Raw genomic sequence first — 23,939 nt, 5'->3', positions numbered from 1 at the left:
GGCTTCAGCCCACCATGCGAGATGGAGCCGGTGGGCTGAAGCCCACCCTACACAGTGGGCGCCCGCTGGCGCCGGAGCAGCACGGCCGCCACGGCCATCCCGAGCAGCGCCGTCGCCGCCACGTAATGTGCAGGCGCCAGTGCACCGAAGCGACCCACCAGCAGCCCGATCAAGGGCGGCGTCAACCCGCCGAACAGCGCGTAGGCCAGGTTGTACGAAGCCGACAAGCCGGAGAACCGCACGGCTGGCGGAAACGCCAGCACCATCAGCACCGGCACCACGCCGACCACGCCCACCGCGAAGCCTGCCAAGGCGTACAGCGGGACGAAGTGCGCGCCGCCCGCCACCAGGTCCAGGTACAAGGCATACGCGGTCACGAGCAGGCCGCCCGCCCCCAGCAGCAGCGTCCGCGCCGGCCCGATCCGGTCGGACAGCCCGCCGTAGAACAGGCAGCCCACCGCCAGCGCGAACGAGGCCAGGTTGTTGCCGAGGAAGGCCCGCGCGGGGTCGACATGGAACACCGACTGCACCAGCGCCGGCGTCATCAGGATCAGCACCACGATCGCCGCGGTCAGCATCCAGGTGACCAGCACCGACAACAGCACCGCCGGCCGGTGCCGTGCCGCCACCTGCGCCAGCGGCAGGCCGGCGACCAGCTCGCGCCGCGCGTGCATCGCCTCGAACACCGGTGTCTCGCTGAGCCAGCGGCGCAGCCAGACGGCCAGGAAGCCGAACACGCCGCCGACCAGGAACGGCAGCCGCCAGCCGTAGTCCAGCATCGCCTCCGGCGACAGCGACCGGTTGATGCCGGCCGCGACCAGCGAGCCGAGCAGGATGCCGACGGTGAGCCCCGAGGTCAGGCTCGCGCAGGCGAAGCCGACCCGCCGCGGCGGCACGTGTTCGGCTACGAACACCCATGCGCCGGGCACCTCGCCACCGACCGCGATGCCCTGCACCACCCGCAGCAACAACAGCAGCAGCGGCGCCAGCATGCCGACCTGCGCATACACCGGCAGCAGACCGATGCCGAGCGTCGGCACCGCCATCAGGAACACGCTCAGCGTGAACATGCGTTTGCGCCCGAGCTTGTCGCCGTAGTGCGCCATCACGATGCCGCCCAGCGGCCGTGCGAGATAGCCCGCGGCGAAGATGCCGTAGACCTTCACCTGCGCCAGCCAGGGCACGCTGTCGTGCGGAAAGAACAACTGGCTGAGCGGGATCGCGAAGAACACGAACACCACGAAGTCGTAGAACTCCAGCGCCCCGCCGAGCGCGGCCAGCGCCAGCGTGCGCGCGTCCGAACGGCCGAGCCTGCGATCAGCGCCCAGGGACATCGTCGATGCGTTCATCGCCGGCCGCTCAGGGACGCTTCGGCTTGAGCAGCATGCCCACGCCAAGCGCGATCAGCACCAGCGGCCACCAGGTTGCGAACAGCTCGCTCAGGTGCAGCTCGAAGCCGAAATTGCGAAGCAGAAAAAGGACGCCAATGACGATGAGCAGGATGCCTGGCACGCTGGGGCGCATCGGTCGTTCTCGCAGGGGACGGAAGCGGCCACTGTGCGGATGCGCGCGGCAGCCGTCAACGGCCTGGCCTCACGCCTCCGCGAAAGGAAACGCCAGCACGTCGGCGATGGCGTCCGTGCCGGCCAGGCACATCAGCAGCCGCTCGACGCCCAGCGCGACGCCGGCGCAATCCGGCAGGCTGTCGAGCGCGGCCAGCAGCCGCTCGTCGATCGGCACTTCCCGCAGTCCGCGGGCGCGGCGCACGGCGTTGTCGCGTTCGAAGCGCGCGCGCTGTTCGTCGGCGTGGTTGAGCTCGTGATAGCCGTTGGCCAGTTCGTAGGGGCCGAGGTAGAGCTCGAAACGCTCGGCGACAGGCGGATCCTCGTGGCGGACCCTGGCCAGCGCGCACTGGCTGGCCGGGTAATCATGGATCACGGTGACGCGTTCGCGCGGAAACGCCGGCTGCAGGCGGTGGGTAATGAGCAGATCCAGCCAGTCGTCGCGGGTCAATCCCTCCGGATCGATGTTCGATCCGGCCAGCGGTCGCTGCAGCGTTTCCAGTGGCGCGACGAGCGGGTCCAGGCCCAGCCCGTCGAGGAACAGCTCCCGGTAGCTGCATACCCGCACGTTGGCGCGGCGGCCGACCAGGCCGAGCGCAGCCTGCACCAGGTCCACGACCTCTCCCGCCAGCCGCCGGTGGTCCCAGCCAACCCGGTACCACTCCAGCATGGTGAACTCGGGATTGTGCCGCCCGCCCGCTTCGCCGTTGCGGAACACCCGGCCCAGTTCGTAGCAGTCGCCTACGCCGGCGGCGAGCAGGCGCTTCAAGGGGAACTCCGGCGACGTGCGCATCCAGCGCTCGCGTGCGCCGGCGTCGACGTGACCGCTGAAGGCCGCGGTGAAGCTTTCGATGTTGGGATCGGTGTTTCCCGCGGCCGAAAGGATGGGTGTCTCGACCTCCAGCACGCCGCGCTCGGCAAAGAACGCGCGGAACAGGCCGTAGAGCGCCGCACGCAGGCGCAGCGCGGCAAGCGCCGATGTCGGGTTCATCGGGGCCAGGCGCCGCGGTTCAGGACCGTGCGGCCGCCCTCGGCGTCGACGAACGTGCGCCCGTTCCGCTCCCAGTACGGGTTGCCGTTCTGCACGACCGTGAAGCCTGCAGCGAGCATTGTGGCGCAGCGGGTCTCCCACTCATCCGGCTCCGCCAGGTAGAACACCAGCAGTTGTTCCTCGTGCGGTGGCGGCGGCGGCGCGGCGGCGCGGTCGTGGATGAACTCCAGGTGCCAGGGCGCATGTGCGTGCCCGAGCACGACGCCGTCGAAGCCCTCGTGATCGCGCCAGGACGAAAGCACCTCCATCCCCAGGCCGCGGGTGTACTGGCGGGTCAGCCCGTCGATATCGCGGCAGGCGCGCGCCACGCGCATGACCACGCCCTTCATGGCGCCGCTCCGTGTTCGTCCAGCAGGGCCAGCAGGCGCTTCTCGTCCCAGACCGGCACGCCCAGTTCCTGCGCCTTGTCCAGCTTGGAGCCCGCCGCTTCGCCGGCCACCACGAACGAGGTCTTCTTCGACACCGAGCCGGCCACCTTGGCGCCCAACGCTTCCAGGCGCTCCTTGGCCTCGTCGCGGCTCAGCGTCGGCAGCGTGCCGGTGAGCACCACCGTCTGGCCTTCCAGCGGTGCGGCGCTCGCCTCGTTCTGCGGCACCGCGGCGAGCAGCCGCTGGATGGCGGCCTCGGCCTCGCGCAAGGGCGCGAGGTTGGCCTCGTCGGCCAGGAAGGCCTCCAGGTTGGTCGCAGCCGCCTGCGGCAGGCCGGCGGTGATCCAGTGGGCCGGGCCCGCGTCGAGCAGGCGCTGCAGCGTGGGGAAGTGCTCGACCAGTGACTGCGTGCTTTTCGGACCGAGCTTGGACACCTTGGCATGGTCGAGCAGCACCGCCAGGCCGAGCTTCTCGCGCAGCCTGGGCGACGGCGGCGCCTCGTCGGCGAAGGTGATGCCCGCGGCCAGCAGTGCATCGACCACGCGCTGGTTACCCTTCTGCGCGAAGAAGCCGGCGATGGAGGAAGCGACCTCGTCGCCGATGTCCGGCAACACCCGCAGCACGGCGGCCGGCGTGCTCCGCACGATCTCCAGGCGACCGAGCCAGGTCGCCAGCGTGCGCGCCGTGCTCTCGCCGATGTGCATGATGCCCAGCGCGAACAGGAAGCGCGGCAGCGTGGTGCGCCGGCTGGCGTCGATGCCGGCGACCAGGTTCTCGGCCCATTTGGTGGCGATCTTGCCGGCCTTGACCGTTTCTGGCGTGGTGCCCTCGCGCTCGTCGATGGCCTGCTTCATGGCGACGAAGCGCTCGACCGTCAGCTCGTAGAGATCGGCGGGCGTACGCACGTAGTCGAGCTCGACCAGGGCATCGACGAAGCGGCTGCCCAGGCCCTCGATGTCCATCGCGCGGCGCGAGGCGAAATGGATCAGCGCCTCCTTGCGCTGGGCCGGGCAGACCAGCCCGCCGCTGCAGCGCCAGGCCGCCTCGCCCTCTTCCCGCATCAGCGCCGAACCGCACACCGGGCATTGCGCGGGCATCGTCCATGGTTTCGTGCCGGCGGGGCGATGCTCGGCCTGCACGCGCACGACTTCGGGGATCACGTCGCCAGCGCGGCGCACGATCACTGTGTCGCCCACGCGCACGTCCAGCCGCGCGATCTGGTCGGCGTTGTGCAGGGTGGCGTTGGTCACGGTGACGCCGGCAACCTGCACCGGTTGCAGCCGTGCGACAGGCGTGGCGGCGCCGGTACGGCCGATCTGGATCTCGATCGCCTCGACCACGGTGCTCTGTTCCTGCGCCGGGAACTTGTGCGCGATGGCCCAGCGCGGCGCACGCGAAACGAAACCCATCTCGCGCTGGCCTTCGTAGTCGTCGAGCTTGTAGACCACGCCGTCGATGTCGTACGGCAACTGGTCGCGTTTGGCGCCGATACGCTCGTAGTAGGCGATCAGCCCGTCGAAGCCCTGCGCGACGTCCGCTTCCGGCGAGATCGGAAAGCCCCATCCGCGCAGCTTCGCCAGCGTCTGCGAATGCGTCGGCGGCAACCGGCCGCCTTCGACCACGCCCACCGCGTAGGCGAAGAAACTCAGCCGGCGCCGCGCCGTGATCGCCGGATCGAGCTGGCGCAGCGAACCGGCCGCGCCGTTGCGCGGGTTGGCCAGCGGCCGGTCGCCGTGCGTGCGGGCGTATTCGTTGAACGCTTCGAAATCCTTGCGCAGCATGATCACCTCGCCGCGCACCTCGAGCACCTGCGGCCAGCCGCTGCCGCGCAGCCGCAGCGGGATCGCACGCACCGTGCGCAGGTTGGCGGTGACGTCCTCGCCGGTCTCGCCGTCGCCGCGGGTGGCGCCCTGCACGAACACGCCCTGCTCGTAGCGCAGGCTGATCGCCAGGCCGTCCAGCTTGGGCTCGACGGAGAACACCGGCTCGCGCCGGTCGAGCGTCTGCTCCACGCGCCGCTCGAACTCGGCGATCTCTCGGAAGCGCTCGCGCGCGGTGTCGCCCGGCTGCTCGAAGGCGTTGCCCAGCGACAGCATCGGCAGCGCGTGGCGCACCTCGGCAAAGCCGCCGTGCGCGCGGGCGCCGACCCGCCGCGTGGGCGATTCGCTGCCGGCCAGCTCCGGATGCGCGTCCTCCAGCGCCTCCAGTTCGCGCATCAGGCGGTCGTACTCGGCGTCGGTGATGTCCGGATCGTCGAGGACGTGATAGCGGTAGTTCGCCTGTTCGATGCGCTCGCACAATTCGGCGGCGCGGGCCTGCCATTCGGGAGTAGTCGGATGCATGGCGGGAGTGTAGCGACAGGCCTGTCCACCCGGAACGTGGCCGCTAAGGGAACCGAAAGGGCGCAGCGCTACCGTGCCGCTGCCGACGGTACCCCCACCGCCGCGGGAGGTGGGCCATGCGCCCGTTCCAGTGGTTCGGCTGCCTGCTTTTCCTGGCCGCGGGCAGCGCTTGCGCCAGCGGTGGCCCGCTCGGCATCGACCATCGCCTGCATTACGACAACAGCGGCATCTGGAAACGCAGCAACCAGAAGGCGCTGCTGTACGGCTCGATGGTCACGATCGGCGCCGGCGCCTTCGTCCTGGGCGACCACGACAGGCTGGGCGACACGTTCTGGCGCTCGATCGATGCCATGGTCGTCACCGGCGTGGGCACGCAGGCGCTCAAGTACACCTTCCGTCGCGAGCGCCCTTCGCAGACGGATGATCCCGGCCGCTTCTTCACCGGCCACGGACAGAGCTTCCCCAGCGGCGAGGTGGCCGCGCTGTCGGCAGCGGTGACGCCCTTCATGGCCAACTACGGCGACGAGCATCCGGCCGTCTACGCGCTGGCGCTGCTGCCCGCCTACGACGCCGTCGCGCGCATGAAGGTGCATGCCCATTGGCAGAGCGACGTGCTGGTCGGCGCGGCGATCGGCACCGGCGTCGGCCTATGGGCCGCGCACCGGGACTCGTCGCTCGTCGTCGGCTGGTTGCCCGGCGGCCTGAGCGTGGGCTACGTCCACCACTTCAGGCCCTGACGTGCTCAGCGATGCAGGTCGCCCGCCGACTCGGGCTGGTAGTTGATCTCCACCACGCGCAGGCGGCGCGGTTGGCCGCCCGGCATCGGCCAGTCGATCTCCTGGCCGCAGGCCAGCCCCAGCAGCGCGCTGCCGACCGGCGCCAGGATGGACACCGTGCCCGGCTTGCCGGCTGCGGCCGGATAGACCAGCGAGATGGTGATCCGCTCGCCCGTGCCGTCCTCACTGAAGGTGACGGTGGAGTTCATGGTGACCACGTCGGCCGGCATGTCGTTGGGCTCGCGCACTTCCGCCCGCTCCAGTTCCGAGCGCAGCGACTCGTGTTGCCGGGCCTCCGCCGCGGGAAGGCGATCGAGCAGGTTCTCGATGCGTTCCACATCCAGGCGGGACAAGACGATGGCGGGCCGGTTCATGGGTTTCTCCATGGAAAAGGCGCCGGACAGGCCGGCGCACGCTTGCTCGGGAATGGTTGCCTGCGCCGGGAAACGGAGGCTTTCAAAGGAATCTGGTGGCGTTTCGACGAAAAGGCAAGCCTTGCGGCGAAAAGGAATCCATCGCGGCGTGCCTCCATCCACGCCCCAAAGGCAACGCGGCCCTTATCATGCGCACCCATGCCGAACGATACCTTCACGCCCGCCCCCGACCTCGATGCGGGCGCGCCGGTGGAGGAGTCCTCGCGCGAACGCTACCGCGGCCTGATCTGGCTGGTCTCCGCGGCGTTCTTCATGCAGGCGCTGGATTCGACCATCGTCAACACGGCCGTGCCGGCCATGGCGGAGGCGCTCGGCGTCACGCCGCTGGGCATGCGCAGCGCGCTGACCAGCTACGTGCTGACCCTCGCCATCCTGATCCCGGCTAGCCCGTGGCTGTGCGACCGCTTCGGCACGCGGCGGGTGTTCGGCGCGGCCATCGCGGTGTTCGGCCTGGGCTCCCTGTTCTGCGGCATCTCGCAGACCCTGCCGCAACTGGTCGCGGCGCGCGTCATGCAGGGCGTCGGTGGTGCCGCCCTGATGCCGGTCGGCCGCTACGTGCTGGTGCGCAGCATCACCAAGCGCGAGTTCGTGGCGGTGATGAGCACGGTGGCGACCTTCGGCCTGCTCGGCTCGGTGCTGGGACCGCTGCTCGGCGGCGCGCTGGTGGAGTTCACCTCGTGGCGGCTGATCTTCCTGCTCAACGTGCCGGTGGGCATCGCCGGGTTGTGGATGAACAAGCAGGACATGCCCGATTACCGCATGCGGCACGCCAACCGCTTCGACCTGCTCGGCTTCCTGCTGTTCGGCGCCGCCTCGGCGCTGCTGCTCACCGCTTCGGAGCTGGTCGGCGCCGAGCACGTGGTGTGGGCGCGCATCGGCGAGTGCACGGCGCTGGCGTTGCTGATCGGCGTGATCTACGTCTGGCACAGCCGGCGCACGCAGTTCCCGGTGGCCGACCTCTCGCTGCTGAAGGTACGCAGCGTGTGGGTGGCGCTGGCGGGCAACCTGTTCACGCGGCTGGGCATCTCCGGCATGTTCCTGCTGCTGGTGCTGTTCCTGCAGGTCGGCTGCGGCTGGTCGCCGCTGCTGGCGGGCCTGATGATGGTGCCGCAGGCGCTCGGCTCGATCAGCGCCAAGTGGCTGGTCAACCGCGCGCTGGCGCGGCTGGGCTATCGCCGGCTGCTGCTGGGCAACACGCTGCTCGTCGCCCTGCTGCTGGCGTCGTTCGCGCTGTTCGGGCGCACCACGCCGATGTGGCTGATCGCGGTGATGGTGTTCCTCTACGGCAGTTTCGCCGGCATGCAATACACCGCGATGAACACGCTGATCTACCACGACCTGGACATCAAGCACGCCTCGATGGCCTCGTCGATGGCCTCCACCGCGCAGTACCTATCGATGAGCTTCGGCATCGCGCTGGCGACGCTGCTGATGGAGTCGCTGCTGCAGGGCCATGCGCATTCGGACTACGTGGCCGCGTTCCGATGGACGGTGCTGATCCTGGCGGTGGTCACCGCCTCGGCCAGCCGCGTGTTCGGCCGGCTCGAGGCCGATCGGCCGGCACGCCAGGAAGCAGCCGCCTGATCCCGCGGGCAACGGCGGAGGTCAACCCGCCGACGCTTGCCTGATAGGCTTGGCGGCGTTCCCCTGGAAGCCGTCGATGCGTTCGTTCCTCCTTCTCACCACCGCACTGGCCTGCGGCCTCCCCATCCCGGCCGCAGCGGCAGAAGCCGGCGCGAACTTCCATCTGACCGGCCATCCGGTCGGCGCCCTGGCGCTGGCGCTGTTCGTGCTCGCCTATGTGGCAGTGGTGCTGGAGGAGCACATCCGGATCGCCAAGTCCAAGCCGGTGATGCTGGCGGCCGCATTGATCTGGGGCCTGATCGCATGGCAGACCCGTGGCGGCGCCGGCGGCCCCGCGGCCGCGAGCGACGCCTTCCAGGCGATGTTCCTGGAGTACGCGGAGATCTTCTTCTTCCTGGTGGTGGCGATGACCTACGTCACCGCGATGGGCGAGCGCAACGTGTTCGAGGCGCTGCGCGCCGAACTCACCCGGCGCCGGCTGGGTTATCGCGCGCTGTTCTGGATCACCGGCGCGATCGCGTTCTTCATCTCGCCGGTGCTGGACAACCTCACCACCGCGCTGGTGATGTCGGCGGTGGTGCTTGCAGTGGGCGGGGGGCAGGCACGCTTCGCCACGCTGGCGCTGATCAACCTGGTGGTCGCGGCCAACGCCGGCGGAGCGTGGAGCGCGTTCGGCGACATCACCACGCTGATGGTGTGGCAGGCGCGCAAGGCGGAATTCTTCGATTTCTTCCGGCTGTTCCTGCCGTCCCTGGTCAACTGGCTGGTGCCGGCCGTCGCGATGCATTTCGCGCTGCCGAAAGGGCTGCCCGAATCGTTGCCCGGACGCGTGCACGTCAAACCCGGCGGCATCGGCATCTGCCTGACCTTCGCACTGACCATCGCGATCACCGTGGCCGGCAAGCAATGGCTGGGCATGCCGGCCGCCTACGGCATGCTCACCGGCCTGGCGCTGCTCAACCTGCTGGCCTCGCGCATCGACCGCAGCCAGCGACGCTACGCGCTGGCGCAAGGCACCGAGGAAGAGCCCTATTCGATCTTCCGCATCATCGCCAACGCCGAATGGGACACGCTGCTGTTCTTCTACGGCGTGTTCGGCTGCGTCGGCGGGCTGGCGGCGCTGGGCTACCTGGAGCTGGCCTCGCACACCGTCTACGGGGCGCTCGGCCCCACCGTTGCCAACGCCGCCATGGGCGTGCTCTCGGCGGTGATCGACAACATCCCGATCATGTATGCGGTGCTGCAGATGAATCCGCCAATGGACGAGGCGCAGTGGCTGCTGATCACCCTGACGGCCGGCGTCGGCGGCAGCCTGCTCTCGGTCGGTTCGGCCGCCGGCGTGGCGCTGATGGGCGCCTCCGGCGGGCGCTATACCTTCATGCGGCATCTGCGCTGGAGCTGGGCGATCGCGCTCGGCTACGTGGCGAGCATCGCCCTGCACCTGGCCCTCAACGGCAGCTGAGCCTGCCGGACCAAGCGAACAAACCATGCATCACGCCAGCGACATCCTGCTCACCCTGTTCGTGGTCTTCGTCGCCGCGCAGATCGGCGCCGAGATCGCCCAGCGCCTGAGGCTGCCCGGCGTGGTCGGCGAGATCGCCGCGGGCTGCGTGGTCGGCCCATCGCTGCTCGGCTGGATCACGCCCGAGCAGATCCTGCCCGGCACGCCGCTGGACGTGCTGGCCGAGATCGGCGTGGTGCTGCTGCTGTTCTCGGTCGGCCTGGAAACGCGGTTGGAAGACCTGAAGAAGGTCGGCAAGGTCGCGTTCCTGGTGGGTGTCCTGGGCGTGCTGATCCCCTTCGCGATGGGCGGCGTGTGGGCGCACGGCAGCGGTTTCGCCTGGGGCAAGTCGCTGTTCATCGCAGCCGCCTTCGTCGCGACGTCCGCCGGCATCACCGCACGCGTGCTGCAGGAACTGGGCGCGCTGCAACGGGTAGAGAGCAAGGTGATCCTCGGCGCCGCGGTGATCGACGACATCCTCGCCATGCTGCTGCTTGGCGTGGTGGTGTCGCTGCAGGACGGCGGCGGATTCGACCTGGCGAATCTGCTGGTGGTGCTCGGCAGCGCGGTCGGCTTCATCGTGCTGGTCGGGCTGGGCGGCGCGCGCGTGATGCGCTGGAACTCGACCTGGCTGGAGAAACCGCACAGCGCGCATTCTCCGCTGGCGATCGTGCTGGCGATCTGCCTCGGCCTGGCGTGGCTGTCCACCTTGCTCGGTCTGGCCGCGATCATCGGCGCCTTCCTCGCCGGCATGATCGCCTCGGAGACCCGCCAGCAGCATACGCTGGAAAAGCAGACCCAGCCGCTGCTGGCGCTGTTGACTCCGTTCTTCTTCGTCATCACCGGCAGCAAGATCGACCTGGCGCAACTGGGCAGTGGCGAAGCGGTGCTGATGCTGGCGATGGTCACTGTGATCGCCATCGTCTCCAAGCTCGCCGGCGGCTGGCTCGGCTCGCTGGCGTTGGGCCGGCGCAGCGCCGTCATCGTCGGTTTCGGCATGGTCCCGCGCGGCGAGGTGGGCGTGGTGGTCGCCAGCCTGGGGCTGGCCGCCGGCGTGTTCAGCGACCGCATCTACGCGATCATCGTGGCGATGTCGCTGCTTACCGCGATGGTCACCCCGCCGGTGCTGGCGTGGCTGCTGAAGCGTTATCCGGTCCCGCAGGAAATGCCGGACCACTGACCGCGTTCGTGAAGTCTCGGGCGGACTCCGCCTTGACGCCCGGTTGAAACCCGATCGATCAAAGTCGGCGCTCCATCCGGCCGGAACCGCCTCCATGAAAGCCACCCTCGTTCCCCTGGCAGCCGCCCTGGCGCTCGCCACCGCGCCCATGGCCCAGGCGCAATCCAGCAATCCGCAGGGCGGCGTGCTGGTCCGCTCCGACGGCATCTACCTGCGTTGCGACCAGTGCGGCACCGTGCAGAGCATCGAGCATACGGTCACCCAGGGCAGCGGCCACGGTACGGCGGGCGCAGTCATCGGCGCCATCGCCGGCGGCGTGCTGGGCAACCAGGTCGGCAAGGGCAAGGGCCGCAAGCTCGCTACCGTCGGCGGCGCGGTGGGCGGCGGTTTCGCCGGCCACGCCATCGGCAACCGCACCGGCAACGGCAACGACGCCTGGATGGTGCACCTGAAGATGGGCAACGGCACCGTCACCTCGGTGCAGGTCGCCGACGCCACCGGGATCCGCGAGGGCGATATCGTGCAGGTGGATGCGAACGGCAACATCACGCGGGTGAGGTAGCCAGCACCCACCCGTGTTGCGGCCGATCAACCCGCCCGCAGCTCGATGACCGGATGATGCCGCGCCAGCATCCGCTGCATGCGATCGATGTACGCCTGTCGCAACCGCACGGCCTTCTCGGCGTCCGAATCGTCCAGTTGCTCGGACCGGACGCGATCGCGATGCTCGATCTCCAGCGCCAGCAAGCGATAGGCCAGCGCCATTCTCTTCCGGATCTGCTCGTCTGTGGCCATGGTCATGCACCCAGCGGCCCGCGGGACGCCCATGCTACGCCGTATTCGTGACAGAAGGCGGTCGCGTTTGCGACCGGGTGGCTTGTCGGCAATCCCTGGCGCCTGGCCGGCGTCCAGCAGGTCCGAAACATACGAAGTATGACGGGACACCCTCCCCGGCACCGTAGGGGAAATCCGATCTTGCCGTGGGTGCGGGGCCGCCCATGGCGCCCGGCACGTGCCTTCACGCCAGAAAGGCTGTTGCCGAACAGACAAGCCAGCCGAGCAGTAGCGCTACAAGCAGAAGCGTTGCTGCCAAACCCGCGAGGTCGACCCAGTTCTCGATGCGCATTCGCCGAGCGCCACTCAGGAAAGCCGGCAGCTTGGCCATTCTTCCTTGCCGCCCGGTGACAGGGAGTTTTCAGTGGCGGATGATCGCGGCGGCGAACCAGCGGGCGTGATCCCATGCGCTGGCCAACCTGATGGTCGCGCGGTTATCCATCAGATTTTCCCTACACGGGAACACGTCGCCAGTCACACATCAGAAAGGGCCCGCGGCAGGACTATCCCTTGGCTCCAATGACGGAGCATCAGGGAGACGTCACATGAACGTACGACTGACCTGTTTGGCCATGGCCGTGGTCGCGGCAGGCTCGCTGTTCTCGATCAAACCGGCCCTCGCGCAGCCCAATTGCAACACCTGCATGCCTGCCTACTACGCCTGCGTGGACTCGGGAAGAACCGACTGCGACACCGCGTACGCGGTTTGCCTGCGATGGTGCCCGCTGGCCTCGGTTTCCGCACCCAAGCCGATCAAGCGCAGCAAGCCGCATGAAAGTGCGATCAGCAAGAAGGATACGCCCGCGCTGGTAGCTGCAGCAGGCTGACCCACTGGGGCCGCGCGTTGGCGCGCGGCCCTTTTGGCAGGCATGGACATGGCGCGGACCAGCCACGTCTACGCTCATCCTGCGGCGACGATTCCGGCGCCAGCGGATGCTTCCAGTCATACGGGCGTCGAGGGCGCCGGTCCTGTCGAAGGACGGATCGCAAAGTCTGGCGGAGAGAGTGGGATTCGAACCCACGGAAGGTTTGACCCTTCGCCGGTTTTCAAGACCGGTGCCTTAAACCGCTCGGCCATCTCTCCGTTGAGGTTGTGCGCCCGATCTCAGGCGAGGCGATCGAGGCCTCGCAAGTAGGGCTTGAGTGCGTCGGGAACGGTAATCGAACCGTCAGCGTTCTGGTAGTTCTCCATCACCGCGATCAGGGTGCGGCCGATGGCCAGGCCCGAGCCGTTCAAGGTGTGGACCAGCTCGGGCTTGCCGGTTTCCGGGTTGCGCCAGCGGGCCTGCAGGCGACGGGCCTGGAAGTCCTCGAAGTTGGAGCAGCTGGAGATCTCGCGGTAGGTGTTCTGGCTGGGCAGCCACACTTCCAGGTCGTAGGTCTTGGCCGAGCCGAAGCCCATGTCGCCGGTGCACAGGAGCATTTTGCGGTACGGCAGGTCGAGCAGTTGCAGCACCTTCTCGGCGTGGCCGACCATTTCTTCGAGCTGGGCGTAGGACTCGCCGGGCCGGGCGACGTGCACCATCTCGACCTTTTCAAACTGGTGCTGGCGGATCATGCCGCGCACGTCGCGGCCGTAGCTGCCGGCCTCGGCCCGGAAGCACAGGGTGTGCGCGGTCATGCGCAGCGGCAACGCGTCGGCGTCCTGGATGGTGTCGCGCACCAGGTTGGTCAGCGGAACCTCGGCGGTGGGGACCAGGTAGCGCTTGGCCTCGCCCACATGGGTGGCGAACAGGTCATCCTCGAACTTGGGCAATTGCCCGGTGCCCTGCATGCTCTCGGCGTTGACGATCACCGGCACGTTGCACTCGAGGTAGCCGTGCTCGGCGGTGTGCAGATCGAGCATGAACTGGCCCAGCGCACGGTGCAGGTGCGCCAGCTGCCCGCGCAGCACGGTAAAACGCGCGCCGGAGAGCTTGGCGCCGGCGTCGCCATCGAGCCAGCCGTGGCGCTCGCCCAGTTCCACGTGGTCCTTCACCGGGAAGTCGAACGTACGCACCACACCCCAGCGGGTGATTTCCTCGTTGTCGTGCTCGTCCCGGCCCAGCGGCACCGATTCGTGCGGAATGTTGGGGATGCCCAGCGCGATGCCGGCGAGCTTGCATTGCACCTCGCCCAGCGCCTGCTCGTTGGCCTTGAGCCTGTCACCGATGCCGGCGACCTCGGCCATCAGCGGGGCGACGTCCTCGCCCTTGGCCTTGGCCTGGCCGATCGCCTTGGAGCGGGTATTGCGCAGGTTCTGCAGCTCCTGCGTCTCGGTGGACAGCCGCTTGCGCTCGCCTTCCAGCGCTTCGACGGCGGCGACGTCCAGGTCGAAACCGCGGGTTTGCTTGAGGCGCGTGGCGGTGTCGGCCAGGCGCGAGCGCAGGAGGGCGGGGTCCAGCATGAATGGCAGTCCGTCGAAGTGCTTGAACCGTCGATTATCGCCGCGGGGGGCACGCGCTAGCAACGCGAACGCCCCGCCGACCGGCGGCGAGGCGCTTGCGGGGTCATGGCACGCGCGACGCTAAAGCGCGGATTTGCGCTCGCCGCGGCCGATCCACCAGGCCATCGCCGCGCCGGCAAGCAGCCAGCCGATCACCTGCTCGACCAGCGCGGCCACGGTGAAGCTGGCCGGGAAGCGGTACCAGTTCCAGTACGGAACCATGGTGCTGAACCAGGCGAACACGGCCGCTGCGAGGGCCAGGCCTAGCCGCCTGCCCAGGCCGAGCCCGGGCAGGCTCATGAGCGCCGCCAGCACCAACGCCGCCAAGGTGTCGGACACCCACTGCATCACCAGCGGACGGCCCATCTGGGTCATGTCCTCGCCCTGCGGCAGGTACACCACCCAGGCGTAGGGCGTTGTGCTGGCCTTGGCGGCATAGGCCTTGACCGCCGCTTCGTCGCCCATGGCGTCGGGGCCGAGCCAGGGCAGGATATAGACGCCCGGCTCGTTGCCGAGGCCCTCGTGCAGGCTGGACAGCACCACATCCTCATGGATGGGCGGATGGATGCCCGGATTGCCCAGCCCCAGCGCCATGTGCGCCACGGCGCCCCAGATGAACATCACGATGCCGCCGATCAGTGCCGCGATCAGGATACGCATGGTGCTCCCTCCCCGGTGGGTGGGCTGAGCCTAGGGATCCTGCGGGCGAAAGATCAAGGGCTTTCGCCTGGTTCCTACCCCAGGGAAAAGGAGCTAGGAACCTCGCGCCCGGCGGCGGGCTTCGCGCAGGGCGAGCAGCTTTTCGCGCAGCTTCTGCTCCAGGCCGCGGTCGACCGGCTCGTAGAACACCGTGCCTTCGAGGGCATCGGGCAGGCATTGCTGGTCGAGGGCAATGCCGCCCTTGGCATCGTGGTCGTACTGGTAGCCCTTGCCGTAGCCCAGCCCCTTCATCAACTTGGTGGGCGCGTTGCGCAGGTGCATCGGCACCTCGAGCGTACCGGTCTCGCGCACGGCGGCGCGGGCCTTGTTGTAGGCCATGTAGGCGGCATTGCTCTTCGGCGCGATGGCCAGCCAGATGGCCAGTTGCGCCAGGCCCAGCTCGCCCTCGGGGCTGCCCAGCCGCTCGTAGGTATCCCAGGCGTCCAGCGCCATGCGCCAGGCACGCGGCTCGGCCAAGCCGACGTCCTCCACCGCCATGCGCGTCATGCGGCGGGCGAGGTAAAGCGGGTCGCAGCCGCCGTCGAGCATGCGGCAGAGCCAGTACACGGCGGCATCCGGGTCGGACGAACGCACGGATTTGTGCAGCGCCGAGATCTGGTCGTAGAACTGCTCGCCGCCCTTGTCGAAGCGGCGCGTGCGATCGGCCAGCACCTGCGTCAGCGTCGCCTCGTCGATGCGGCCGTGGTCGGCCAGTTCCGCGGCGATTTCCAGCAGGGTGAGTCCGCGACGCACGTCGCCGTCGGCGGCCTGGGCGATCAGCTTGAGCGACTCGGGTTCGACCTCGAGGTGCAGCCGGCCCAGGCCACGCTCATCGTCGGCCAGCGCGCGCTCCAGCGCGGCGACGATGGCGTCCGCCGACACCGCCTCCAGCACGTGCACGCGGCAGCGCGAAAGCAGCGCGGAGTTGAGCTCGAACGACGGGTTCTCGGTAGTGGCGCCGACGAACACGATCACGCCGCGTTCGATGTGCGGCAGGAAGGCATCCTGCTGGGCCTTGTTGAAACGGTGCACCTCGTCCACGAACAGCACGGTGCGGCGGCCCTGGGCGAAATTCGCTTCCGCCTCGGCCAGCGCCTTGCGCACGTCCGGCAGGCCGGAAAGCACGGCGGAAATCGCGCGGAAGTCGGCGTCGGCATAGCGCGCCACCAGCAGCGCCAGCGTGGTCTTGCCGCAGCCGGGCGGTCCCCACAGCACCATCGAGTGCACCCTGCCCGCTTCCAGCGCGCGACGCAGCGGCGAGTCGGTGGCGGTCAGGCGCGGCTGGCCGACGATCTCGTCGAAGCTGCGCGGGCGCATGCGCTCGGCCAGCGGCTTGAGCGCATCGGACTCGGGGAATAGGGAGGCGTTCTGGGGCATCCGCGCGATCATAACGCCCGTCGCGTGGTGGGCGGCGTGGTGGGATGCGCCGTGTCGCGGCCCTTCGGTTGCGCAGGGTACGGCGTTACGGAACGGCCGTGCGCTGGCGGTAGAGGCTGTAGAGGACGCCACACAGGCCGGTCAGCGTGGCCGGGATCAGCAGCGAATGTTCCTTGAGGTGCCCGAACAGGATCGCACCGGCCATGCCGCCGAGCATGAAGGTGGCGATCACCAGCACGCACACGCGCACTCGCAACGTATCCACTTCGAGGCCGCGCAGGTGGTGGCCAAGGTAGATCCCCAGGTCGGTGAACATGCCCGAGACGTGGGTGGTGCGGAACACCATGCCGCTGTAGGTGCTGACCATGCCGTTCTGCAGCCCGCACGCCATCGAGGCCAGCCACAGCCCGGCCGACCACTGCCGGTCCAGCAACGGTACCGCGGCGAACAGCAGCAGCGACTCGAGCATCAACGCCACGCCGTAAGGACGGCCGAGCTTGAGCGTGCTCTTCTGCACCAGCGCGCCGCTCAGCATGGCACCGACCACGAACGCCAGCAGCGACAGCGCCCAGTGCACCGTTTCGACCGTGTCGGCGGTGCCCAGCGCGATGCCGAGCAGCGTGGTCGAGCCGGTCAGGTTGGTGATCGATTGGTGGCGAAAACCCATGTACCCCGCGGCATTGACCATGCCCGCGATGAAGGCGAGCGCGCCGCCGCCGATCCACGCCCAGCGCGGAAGCTGGCGCAACACGGGCATGGCCGGATCAGTCCTTCAGCGGATGGGTGGTCATCACCGGCAGGTCGCCGATGACGTCGGCGCCCGGCGGCGGCGTGAAGTTGAAGGTGGATGCCGGAAGATCGACATTGCGCTGCCAGTCGGAGAAGCGGATGTCGGTGATGGCGCCGAGCTGGTCCTGGAACACCATGCGCTTGAGGCCGGCGGCGTCGAAGCCCAGGTCGGCGTAACCGAACTGCGGATCCTTCGCCTTCGAGGTCAGGCGCAGCCAAGCAAGACCGTCACGCTCGCCCTGCTCGGTCACCTTGAAGTCGCGATCGAGCTGCTTGAGGTCGGTGATCACGGTGAGCGGGCTGTGCGCCTCTTCGGTGCTCTGCACGCGCACGGTGACCTGTTCCAGCTCCGGGTCGTACAGCCACACGCGACTGCCGTCGGCGACGATGGTCTGCTTGTAGGGCGCGAGCGTGTCCCAGCGGAATTCGCGCGGCGCTTCGAGCGCGAGCGTGCCGGAGCTGCTCTTGGCGCCCTGCCCGCTGGCGTCGGTGAGGGTCTGGGTGAAGTTGCCCTTGAGCGAGTGCAGGCCTTCGGCGAAGGCGTCCAGCCGCTGGCGTGCAGGGCCGGTGGCGGCATGGGCCAGGCTCACCAAAGACAAGGCGAGCGAGGCAAGGAAGATGGCGACGAGGCGGTTCATGAAGGCCCTGTTCCTTGAGAACGTGCAGGGAAAGTCTGGATGACGGTGGCTTAATCGCGGCTCAAGGTGATTGTAGGGCGCGGATGCGTCGCGGTCGCAGGGAATGGTTTATCGCTAAGCGGCCCCTCACCCCAACCCACTCCCCGAAGGGGGGAGGGAGCGGGTCTGCGAAGGTTTGGGAGCGGATCTGCGAAGGTCGGGACCGCGGTGGCTTTTGAGCCCTCCCCTCCGGGGGGAGGGTTGGATGAGGGGCGGGGCTTGCGACGAGGCTTCGAGCTTGCGCTCCGAATCTTCCCATCCGCCCTTCGCACCGATCCCCGCAAGCGGAGAAGTAGATCATCACTTCGGAGGTGGCGGGGCGAGCACTTCGCGGTTGCCGTTGTGCTGCGGCGCGCTGACCACGCCGTCCTGCTCCATCTGCTCGATCAGCCGCGCGGCGCGGTTGTAGCCGATGCGCAGATGGCGCTGCACGCCCGAGATCGACGCGCGGCGGGTCTGCGTGACGACGGCCACGGCCTTGTCGTAGAGCTGTGCGTCGGCGTCGCCGCCTTCCTCGCCGTCCTGCGGCAGGCCCGAGTCGTTGATGAACTTGCCATCGCTGGTGGCCTGCACTTCCTCCAGCACGCCTTCGATGTACTGCGGCGCGCCCTGCGCCTTGAGCCAGGCGACCACGCCGTGCACCTCGTGGTCGTCGACGAAGGCGCCGTGCACGCGTTCGGGCGTGGCGGTGCCGGGCGGCAGGTAGAGCATGTCGCCATGGCCGAGCAGCGCTTCGGCGCCGGACTGATCGAGAATCGTGCGCGAGTCGATCTTGCTGGACACCTGGAACGCGATGCGGGTCGGGATATTGGCCTTGATCAGGCCGGTGATCACATCCACAGACGGGCGCTGCGTGGCCAGCACCAGGTGCACGCCGGCGGCGCGCGCCTTCTGCGCCAGGCGGGCGATCAGCTCTTCCACCTTCTTGCCGACGATCATCATCATGTCGGCGAATTCGTCGATGATGATGACGATGTAGGGCAGCGGCTCGAGCGGCTCGGCCGCCAGGTTGGGCATTTCGGGATTCGGGCGGAACAGCGGGTCGAGCAGCGGTTGCCCGGCCGCCTCGGCGTCCTTGACCTTCTTGTTGAAGCCGCCCAGGTTGCGCACGCCCACCGCAGCCATCAGCCGGTAGCGGCGTTCCATCTCGGCGACGCACCAGCGCAGTGCGTTGGCCGCTTCCTTCATGTCGGTCACGACCGGTGCGAGCAGGTGCGGGATACCCTCGTAGACCGAGAGCTCCAGCATCTTCGGGTCGATCATGATCATGCGCACGTCTTTCGGGCTCGCCTTGTAGAGCAGCGAGAGCACCATCGCGTTGACCGCGACGGACTTGCCCGAACCGGTGGTGCCGGCCACCAGCAGGTGCGGCATCTTGGCGAGGTCCGTCACTACCGGTTTGCCGCCGATGTCCTTGCCCAGTGCCAGCGCCAGCGGTGACTTCATCTGGTCGTACTTGTCCGAGCGCAGGATCTCGGAGAGATAGACGATCTGCTTGCGCGTGTTAGGGATCTCCAGGCCGATCACGTTCTTGCCCGGGATCACGTCGACCACGCGCACACTCACCACCGACAGGCCGCGGGCGATGTCCTTGTCCAGGCTGGACACCTGCGAGCCGCGCACGCCGGCGGCCGGTTCCAGTTCGAAGCGGGTGATCACCGGGCCGGGATAGACGCCGACCACCTTGGCCTCGATGCGGAAATCCTTGAGCTTGAGCTCGACCTGGCGCGAGAGCACTTCGAGCGTCTCTTCCGAATAGCCCGGGCCCTGCTCCGGCGCTTCGTCGAGCAGCGACAACGGCGGCAGTTCGCCGGGCTGAGAGGCGCCCACGAACAGCGGGATCTGCGTTTCCAGTTTCGCGCGCTCGCTCTTGGCCACCGGCGCCGGCGGCGTCTCGATGCGCACCGGCTCGCGCTTGGCCTGCTTCACCGCCTCGGCCTTCTTGACGACGTCGCGCTCGGCGCGCGCCTGCTGCGCCTTGGCCACTTCCGGCGCCTGCTTGAGCTTGCCACGCAGCCAGCCGAATACGGCCAGCGTGCCCTGCCCGGTCCAGTCCATCACCTTGAACCAGGACAGGCCGGTGGCCAGCGTCACCGCGATCAGGAACAGCGCCAGCAGGAGCAGCGGCGCGCCCTTCTCGCCGAACGCCTGCAGCACGCCATGGCCGACCCACTGCCCGATGATGCCGCCCACGCCCTGCGGCAGCACCGGCTCGGTGAAGTTCAGGTACAGCAGCGCCGGCGCGGTGATGAAGAAGAACACGAAGCCGATCAGCCGTAGCGAGGACTCCCAGGGATGCTCGGCCTCCTCGCCGCGCTGGCGCAGCACCTGCACGCCCAGCAGCAGGAACAGCAGCGGGAAGCAGTAGGACACCCATCCGAAGATGTAGCGCAGCAGGTTGGCGATGTTGGCGCCCACGGCACCGCCGAAGTTGCGCGCGTGATCGACCGTACCGACATGGCCCCAACTGGGATCCTGGTCGTTGTAGCTGGCCAGGCAGACCAGCAGGTAGACCGCCAGCGGCAGCAGCAGCAGCGCGCCGGCTTCGCGCAGGCGGCGCTTGGCCTCTTCGCTGAGGCCGGCCGGTTCGGGTGCTTTCTTTACGTTTGCTGCGCTTCGCGCCACCAGAGTGGATTCCCCTCGAGACTTCGCCCCAAGTCTACACAGGGCGTTGAGGGGGTAGAAGCTTGATTTTTCTGGAAAGGCGCAGGTTTCCGGAAGCTCCTCTCCCGCCGGGAGAGAAGAGATCCGGGCGGGGCGCGATGTCACGCTCCGCCCGACCCTCGTCCGCCTGTGGGCACCCTCCCACGAAGCGGGAGGGTGCCTAGGTCAGGCGCCGAGGCTCAGGCCATGCCCTGCAGCGCGGGATGCACCAGCTTGCCGCCGTCGACGTTGATGCCGCCGGCCAGCGGGGCATGTTCGCGCCACTGGTTGCCGGCCGCCAGGCGCTGCACGTACGGCAGGATCGCCGCGGAGATCGCCAGCGAGGAGGTCTGCGGCACTGCGCCCGGCATGTTGGTCACGCAGAAATGCGTCACGCCGTGCACGTCGTAGGTCGGCTCCTTCCAGGTGGTCGGCTTGGAAGTTTCGAAGCAGCCGCCCTGGTCGATCGAGATGTCGACCAGCACGGAGCCCTTCTCCATGGTCTTGACCATCGCCTCGGTAACCACGCGCGGGGCCTTGGCGCTGGGGATCAGCACGGCGCCGACGACCAGGTCGGCATCACGCACTTCCTTCGCCACCGACGACTCGTAGGCGTACAGCGCAGTGACGTTCGGGCCCATCGCCATCATCTCGGCGAGGCGGTCCTGGCGCTTGTCGAACACCACCACGTTGGCGCCGGCAGCGGCGGCCAGCGCGGCAGCGTTGCCACCCGCGGCGCCGGCGCCCAGCACCACGACCTTGCCACGTGGCGTGGAAGCCATGCCGCCGAGCAGCTTGCCCTTGCCGCCCTGCGGACGATGCAGCAGCGTGGTGCCGATCTGCGTGGCGATGCGGCCGGCGATCACCGACATCGGCAGCAGCAGCGGCAGGCCGCCGTTCTCCTCCACCGACTCGAACGCCACGCCGGTCAGGCCGATCTCGAGCAGGCGCTTGGTCAGTTCCGGCTCGGCGGCCAGGTGCAGGTAGCAGAACAGCAGGTGGTGCTTCTTGAGCAGGGCCAGGTCGCCGGCGATCGGCTCCTTCACCTTGACGATCAGCTCGCCCTTCTCGTACAGCGCCGCCGCATCGGGAACGACCTTGATGCCTTCGCTGGTGTAGTCGGCGTCGGAGAAGCCGCTCTTCTCGCCCGCGCCGGCCTGGATGAACACCTCGTGGCCGCGGCGGACCAGATCGGCGGCGGCGGCGGGGACGAGGGCAACGCGACCCTCGAGAGTCTTGGTTTCGGAGGGAATACCGATACGCATGGCAGTAGACGATCCTGTGGGGTTGGGCCGGCGCAAGCGCGTCAGCGGAGTGGGAAAGCCATCGAAGCGGAACCTTGAATCGCCGTTCACCCTTCCCCATCCTTGGCGGGTTCCAGCACGCCGTCCCGGTGGCCGGCGACGTAACACAGCCGGAAGCCGGGCGAATAGCGATCAAAGCCACCAGCAAACCCAAGGATTATAACGATGAGCACCCCCAAGCACAGCCGCCTGCTGATCCTCGGCTCCGGCCCGGCTGGCTACACCGCCGCGGTGTACGCCGCGCGTGCCAACCTCAAGCCGACGCTGGTCACCGGCCTGCAGCAGGGTGGCCAGCTGATGACCACCACCGAGGTGGACAACTGGCCGGGTGACGTCGAGGGCCTGCAGGGCCCCGCGCTGATGCAGCGCATGGCCGAACACGCCGAGCGCTTCCACACCGAGATGATCTTCGACCACATCCACTCGGTGGACCTCAACCAGCGCCCGTTCCGCCTGAAGGGCGACTCGGGCGAATACACCGCCGACGCGCTGATCGTCGCCACCGGCGCCACGGCCAAGTACCTGGGGATCGCCAGCGAGGAGAAGTTCAAGGGCCGCGGCGTGTCCGCCTGTGCCACCTGCGACGGCTTCTTCTTCCGTGAGCAGGACGTGGTGGTGGTCGGCGGCGGCAACACCGCCGTGGAAGAGGCGCTGTATCTGGCCAACATCGCGCGCAAGGTCACCCTGGTGCACCGCCGCGACAAGCTGCGCGCCGAAAAGATCATGCAGGACAAACTCTTCGAGAAGGCCGCCGCGGGCAAGATCGAGCTGGTCTGGAACAGCACCATCGACGAGGTGCTGGGCGACGATTCGGGCGTCACCGGCGTGCGCGTGAAGGACGTCAATTCCGGCGCCACGCGCGACATCGAGGCGACCGGCTTCTTCGTCGCCATCGGCCATACGCCCAACACCGGCATCTTCGAGGGCCAGCTCGAGATGCACGACGGCTACATCAAGATCAGGAGCGGCACCAGCGGCATGGCCACGCTTACCTCGGTGCCGGGCGTATTCGCCGCCGGCGACGTGGCCGACCACGTCTACCGCCAGGCGATCACCTCCGCCGGCTTCGGCTGCATGGCTGCACTGGATGCCGAGCGCTGGCTGGATCAGCAGCACATGATCGGCTGAGTCGTATTCCGTAGGGTGAGGTTCCCCTCACCGCCGGCATGCCGCTGAAGCCCACCCTGTGAAAGCCGGCCGAAACGGACAATAAAAAAGCCCCATGCCGAGGCATGGGGCTTTTTATTTACCTCAAGACGCGAGGAGTGCGGATCAGGCCGCCACTTCCACGCCCGAAGCCTGGGCACCCTTCGGGCCCTGGGTGACTTCGAACTTCACGCGCTGGCCTTCCTGCAGGCTGCGGAAGCCCTTGGAGTTGATGGCCGAGAAATGGACGAACACGTCCTCCCCGCCGTCTTCAGGCGCGATGAAGCCAAAGCCCTTGGCGTCGTTGAACCACTTGACCGTACCGAAACGCATTGCGTGAACCTCTGACTAGGACTGGATGCACCAAGGCTGGAGCCGGACCACCGTTTCCCCTTGGTCAGCCGCCCCTGGCACGGGCGAAAGTATCAGCATGTTTATGGGCAAAGCGCAATATGCGGAATTAACTTTCTGCCTAAAGCCATTAGCTGATTAGGACAGCATTGCCCGGAGCAGAAGCGGCACTTGCGCCGTGGCAGCCGCCAGGTGGGCGAAAATCTCCTCGATGCTGATTTCTGCCTCGTCGCCGCAACCGGCGGCGAAGTTGGCTACCAGGGCCAGGCAGGCGTAGTCGAGCTCCAGTTCGCGCGCCAGGGCGGCTTCGGGCATGCCGGTCATGCCGACCAGGTCGCAGCCGTCGCGCTTCATGCGGGCGATCTCGGCGCGGGTCTCCAGCCGCGGCCCCTGGGTGGCGCCGTAGCAGCCGCCGTCGACCACCGCGATGCCCGCCCTGCCCGCCGCATCCAGCAGCGCCTGGCGCAACGAAGCGGTATAGGGCTCGCTGAAGTCGATGTGCCTGACCTCGACCCCTTCGGCATCGCAGAAGCTGGTGATGCGTCCGTGGGTGTAGTCGATCAACTGGTCCGGTACCACCAGCACGCGCGGCCCCATGTCGGCGCGGATGCCGCCGACCGCGTTGACGCCGATCACCCGCCGCGCACCCAGCGCATGCAGCGCCCACAGGTTGGCGCGGTAGTTGACCCGATGCGGCGCCAGCGTATGGCTTTCGCCGTGGCGCGCCAGGAAGGCCAGCCGCTTGCCGGCGAAATCGCCCAGGACGACCTCGCCCGAGGCCGGGCCATAAGGGGTGTCCATCGCGCGCCGGCTGGCGTTCTCCAGGCCCGGAAACTGGTACAGCCCGCTGCCGCCGATGACGGCGAGATCGATGGTCGGTTCGGTCATGGTCGTTC

At 68.3% G+C, this 23,939-nt stretch carries 24 protein-coding genes and 1 tRNA gene; 7 read left to right on the top strand and 18 right to left on the bottom strand.

The genetic code is table 11. From position 1 onward, the window contains the following. Positions 1-47: 47 nt before the first annotated feature. The 5 genes from AAIL17_RS15345 to ligA form a co-directional block, all read right to left on the bottom strand. Positions 48-1,334 carry an MFS transporter gene (locus AAIL17_RS15345; protein WP_424683726.1) on the bottom strand — a complete coding sequence of 429 codons (1,287 nt, stop codon included), beginning with the start codon at positions 1,332-1,334 and terminating at the stop codon, positions 48-50. A gap of 25 nt (positions 1,335-1,359) precedes the next feature. Further along, on the bottom strand, positions 1,360-1,524 hold the full coding sequence (locus tag AAIL17_RS15340) for a LiaI-LiaF-like domain-containing protein (protein ID WP_424683725.1): 165 nt from the start codon (positions 1,522-1,524) through the stop codon (positions 1,360-1,362). 69 nt (positions 1,525-1,593) lie between these two features. Further along, positions 1,594-2,553 carry an EF-P lysine aminoacylase EpmA gene (gene epmA / locus AAIL17_RS15335; protein ID WP_424683724.1) on the bottom strand — a complete coding sequence of 320 codons (960 nt, stop codon included), beginning with the start codon at positions 2,551-2,553 and terminating at the stop codon, positions 1,594-1,596. Further along, complete coding sequence (locus AAIL17_RS15330) at positions 2,550-2,942, bottom strand: VOC family protein (RefSeq protein ID WP_424683723.1); 393 nt, start codon at positions 2,940-2,942, stop codon at positions 2,550-2,552. The genes epmA and AAIL17_RS15330 overlap by 4 nt, the downstream gene beginning before the upstream one ends. Then, positions 2,939-5,323, bottom strand: coding sequence for an NAD-dependent DNA ligase LigA (ligA, locus tag AAIL17_RS15325; protein WP_424683722.1), 2,385 nt, complete (start codon positions 5,321-5,323; stop codon positions 2,939-2,941). The genes AAIL17_RS15330 and ligA overlap by 4 nt, the downstream gene beginning before the upstream one ends. 116 nt (positions 5,324-5,439) lie before the next feature. Between ligA and AAIL17_RS15320 the strand changes: the two genes are divergently transcribed. Then, complete coding sequence (locus AAIL17_RS15320) at positions 5,440-6,060, top strand: phosphatase PAP2 family protein (RefSeq protein ID WP_424683721.1); 621 nt, start codon at positions 5,440-5,442, stop codon at positions 6,058-6,060. A 5-nt stretch (positions 6,061-6,065) separates the two neighbouring features. Here AAIL17_RS15320 and rnk read toward each other — a convergent pair whose 3' ends face one another. After that, positions 6,066-6,473 (bottom strand): nucleoside diphosphate kinase regulator, encoded by a 408-nt coding sequence (gene rnk, locus AAIL17_RS15315; RefSeq protein ID WP_424683720.1) that lies wholly within the window; start codon positions 6,471-6,473, stop codon positions 6,066-6,068. 198 nt (positions 6,474-6,671) lie between these two features. On the opposite strand from rnk, the gene AAIL17_RS15310 reads away from it, so the two are divergent. The 4 genes from AAIL17_RS15310 to AAIL17_RS15295 all read left to right on the top strand — a co-directional run bounded on the left by AAIL17_RS15310 (position 6,672) and on the right by AAIL17_RS15295 (position 11,360). After that, entirely contained in the window at positions 6,672-8,117 is a 1,446-nt protein-coding gene (locus AAIL17_RS15310; protein WP_424683719.1) for an MFS transporter, read from the top strand. 76 nt (positions 8,118-8,193) lie between these two features. Continuing rightward, a complete protein-coding gene (nhaD, locus tag AAIL17_RS15305) occupies positions 8,194-9,579 on the top strand; it encodes a sodium:proton antiporter NhaD (RefSeq protein ID WP_424683718.1) in 1,386 nt (461 codons plus the stop codon). 25 nt (positions 9,580-9,604) lie between these two features. Continuing rightward, entirely contained in the window at positions 9,605-10,798 is a 1,194-nt protein-coding gene (locus AAIL17_RS15300; protein WP_424683717.1) for a cation:proton antiporter, read from the top strand. Between the two features lie 94 nt (positions 10,799-10,892). Then, on the top strand, positions 10,893-11,360 hold the full coding sequence (locus AAIL17_RS15295) for a glycine zipper 2TM domain-containing protein (RefSeq protein WP_424683716.1): 468 nt from the start codon (positions 10,893-10,895) through the stop codon (positions 11,358-11,360). Positions 11,361-11,386: 26 nt separating this feature from the next. Here the strand turns inward: AAIL17_RS15295 and AAIL17_RS15290 are convergent, their stop codons facing one another. After that, positions 11,387-11,593, bottom strand: a complete 207-nt coding sequence (locus AAIL17_RS15290; protein ID WP_424683715.1) for a hypothetical protein — start codon at positions 11,591-11,593, stop codon at positions 11,387-11,389. Between the two features lie 223 nt (positions 11,594-11,816). After that, entirely contained in the window at positions 11,817-11,963 is a 147-nt protein-coding gene (locus tag AAIL17_RS15285; RefSeq protein ID WP_424683714.1) for a hypothetical protein, read from the bottom strand. Positions 11,964-12,177: 214 nt separating this feature from the next. Between AAIL17_RS15285 and AAIL17_RS15280 the strand changes: the two genes are divergently transcribed. Continuing rightward, entirely contained in the window at positions 12,178-12,459 is a 282-nt protein-coding gene (locus AAIL17_RS15280; RefSeq protein WP_424683713.1) for a hypothetical protein, read from the top strand. Positions 12,460-12,626: 167 nt separating this feature from the next. Here the strand turns inward: AAIL17_RS15280 and AAIL17_RS15275 are convergent. From AAIL17_RS15275 to ald, 8 genes are all read right to left on the bottom strand, one after another. After that, positions 12,627-12,716 (bottom strand) — tRNA-Ser (locus AAIL17_RS15275). A gap of 21 nt (positions 12,717-12,737) precedes the next feature. Beyond that, positions 12,738-14,018: a serine--tRNA ligase gene (gene serS / locus AAIL17_RS15270; protein ID WP_424683712.1), complete on the bottom strand. Its 1,281-nt coding sequence runs from the start codon at positions 14,016-14,018 to the stop codon at positions 12,738-12,740. 120 nt (positions 14,019-14,138) lie between these two features. Beyond that, on the bottom strand, positions 14,139-14,717 hold the full coding sequence (locus AAIL17_RS15265) for a hypothetical protein (RefSeq protein ID WP_424683711.1): 579 nt from the start codon (positions 14,715-14,717) through the stop codon (positions 14,139-14,141). A gap of 93 nt (positions 14,718-14,810) precedes the next feature. Next, positions 14,811-16,133 (bottom strand): replication-associated recombination protein A, encoded by a 1,323-nt coding sequence (locus AAIL17_RS15260; RefSeq protein WP_424683710.1) that lies wholly within the window; start codon positions 16,131-16,133, stop codon positions 14,811-14,813. Between the two features lie 85 nt (positions 16,134-16,218). Next, the gene (locus AAIL17_RS15255; RefSeq protein ID WP_424683709.1) at positions 16,219-16,890 is read right to left on the bottom strand and encodes a YoaK family protein; all 672 of its coding nucleotides are present in this window, start codon (positions 16,888-16,890) and stop codon (positions 16,219-16,221) included. Between the two features lie 7 nt (positions 16,891-16,897). Continuing rightward, the gene (lolA, locus tag AAIL17_RS15250; protein ID WP_424683708.1) at positions 16,898-17,560 is read right to left on the bottom strand and encodes an outer membrane lipoprotein chaperone LolA; all 663 of its coding nucleotides are present in this window, start codon (positions 17,558-17,560) and stop codon (positions 16,898-16,900) included. A gap of 339 nt (positions 17,561-17,899) precedes the next feature. Then, positions 17,900-20,224 (bottom strand): DNA translocase FtsK, encoded by a 2,325-nt coding sequence (locus tag AAIL17_RS15245; protein ID WP_424683707.1) that lies wholly within the window; start codon positions 20,222-20,224, stop codon positions 17,900-17,902. A gap of 218 nt (positions 20,225-20,442) precedes the next feature. After that, entirely contained in the window at positions 20,443-21,507 is a 1,065-nt protein-coding gene (gene ald / locus AAIL17_RS15240; RefSeq protein WP_424683706.1) for an alanine dehydrogenase, read from the bottom strand. A gap of 204 nt (positions 21,508-21,711) precedes the next feature. On the opposite strand from ald, the gene trxB reads away from it, so the two are divergent. Next, a complete protein-coding gene (trxB, locus tag AAIL17_RS15235) occupies positions 21,712-22,674 on the top strand; it encodes a thioredoxin-disulfide reductase (protein ID WP_424683705.1) in 963 nt (320 codons plus the stop codon). A gap of 144 nt (positions 22,675-22,818) precedes the next feature. Here the strand turns inward: trxB and AAIL17_RS15230 are convergent, their stop codons facing one another. Further along, complete coding sequence (locus tag AAIL17_RS15230) at positions 22,819-23,025, bottom strand: cold-shock protein (protein ID WP_090053863.1); 207 nt, start codon at positions 23,023-23,025, stop codon at positions 22,819-22,821. A gap of 156 nt (positions 23,026-23,181) precedes the next feature. Beyond that, positions 23,182-23,931, bottom strand: a complete 750-nt coding sequence (locus AAIL17_RS15225) for an S-methyl-5'-thioinosine phosphorylase (protein ID WP_424683704.1) — start codon at positions 23,929-23,931, stop codon at positions 23,182-23,184. Positions 23,932-23,939 lie beyond the last annotated feature (8 nt).

The sequence above is a fragment of the Frateuria sp. YIM B11624 genome (genome assembly GCF_049727805.1).
Taxonomy (GTDB): domain Bacteria; phylum Pseudomonadota; class Gammaproteobacteria; order Xanthomonadales; family Rhodanobacteraceae; genus Frateuria_A.
The sequence above is the reverse complement of the archived record's forward strand: the minus strand, read 5'-3'. Positions and strand labels throughout refer to the sequence as shown.

Coding starts and splice junctions, on each gene's coding strand:
- AAIL17_RS15345 (WP_424683726.1), bottom strand. CDS start 1,334: ATGTCCCTGGGCGCTGATCGCAGGCTCGGCCGTTCGGACGCGCGCACG.
- AAIL17_RS15340 (WP_424683725.1), bottom strand. CDS start 1,524: ATGCGCCCCAGCGTGCCAGGCATCCTGCTCATCGTCATTGGCGTCCTT.
- epmA (WP_424683724.1), bottom strand. CDS start 2,553: ATGAACCCGACATCGGCGCTTGCCGCGCTGCGCCTGCGTGCGGCGCTC.
- AAIL17_RS15330 (WP_424683723.1), bottom strand. CDS start 2,942: ATGAAGGGCGTGGTCATGCGCGTGGCGCGCGCCTGCCGCGATATCGAC.
- ligA (WP_424683722.1), bottom strand. CDS start 5,323: ATGCATCCGACTACTCCCGAATGGCAGGCCCGCGCCGCCGAATTGTGC.
- AAIL17_RS15320 (WP_424683721.1), top strand. CDS start 5,440: ATGCGCCCGTTCCAGTGGTTCGGCTGCCTGCTTTTCCTGGCCGCGGGC.
- rnk (WP_424683720.1), bottom strand. CDS start 6,473: ATGAACCGGCCCGCCATCGTCTTGTCCCGCCTGGATGTGGAACGCATC.
- AAIL17_RS15310 (WP_424683719.1), top strand. CDS start 6,672: ATGCCGAACGATACCTTCACGCCCGCCCCCGACCTCGATGCGGGCGCG.
- nhaD (WP_424683718.1), top strand. CDS start 8,194: ATGCGTTCGTTCCTCCTTCTCACCACCGCACTGGCCTGCGGCCTCCCC.
- AAIL17_RS15300 (WP_424683717.1), top strand. CDS start 9,605: ATGCATCACGCCAGCGACATCCTGCTCACCCTGTTCGTGGTCTTCGTC.
- AAIL17_RS15295 (WP_424683716.1), top strand. CDS start 10,893: ATGAAAGCCACCCTCGTTCCCCTGGCAGCCGCCCTGGCGCTCGCCACC.
- AAIL17_RS15290 (WP_424683715.1), bottom strand. CDS start 11,593: ATGGCCACAGACGAGCAGATCCGGAAGAGAATGGCGCTGGCCTATCGC.
- AAIL17_RS15285 (WP_424683714.1), bottom strand. CDS start 11,963: ATGGCCAAGCTGCCGGCTTTCCTGAGTGGCGCTCGGCGAATGCGCATC.
- AAIL17_RS15280 (WP_424683713.1), top strand. CDS start 12,178: ATGAACGTACGACTGACCTGTTTGGCCATGGCCGTGGTCGCGGCAGGC.
- serS (WP_424683712.1), bottom strand. CDS start 14,018: ATGCTGGACCCCGCCCTCCTGCGCTCGCGCCTGGCCGACACCGCCACG.
- AAIL17_RS15265 (WP_424683711.1), bottom strand. CDS start 14,717: ATGCGTATCCTGATCGCGGCACTGATCGGCGGCATCGTGATGTTCATC.
- AAIL17_RS15260 (WP_424683710.1), bottom strand. CDS start 16,133: ATGCCCCAGAACGCCTCCCTATTCCCCGAGTCCGATGCGCTCAAGCCG.
- AAIL17_RS15255 (WP_424683709.1), bottom strand. CDS start 16,890: ATGCCCGTGTTGCGCCAGCTTCCGCGCTGGGCGTGGATCGGCGGCGGC.
- lolA (WP_424683708.1), bottom strand. CDS start 17,560: ATGAACCGCCTCGTCGCCATCTTCCTTGCCTCGCTCGCCTTGTCTTTG.
- ald (WP_424683706.1), bottom strand. CDS start 21,507: ATGCGTATCGGTATTCCCTCCGAAACCAAGACTCTCGAGGGTCGCGTT.
- trxB (WP_424683705.1), top strand. CDS start 21,712: ATGAGCACCCCCAAGCACAGCCGCCTGCTGATCCTCGGCTCCGGCCCG.
- AAIL17_RS15230 (WP_090053863.1), bottom strand. CDS start 23,025: ATGCGTTTCGGTACGGTCAAGTGGTTCAACGACGCCAAGGGCTTTGGC.
- AAIL17_RS15225 (WP_424683704.1), bottom strand. CDS start 23,931: ATGACCGAACCGACCATCGATCTCGCCGTCATCGGCGGCAGCGGGCTG.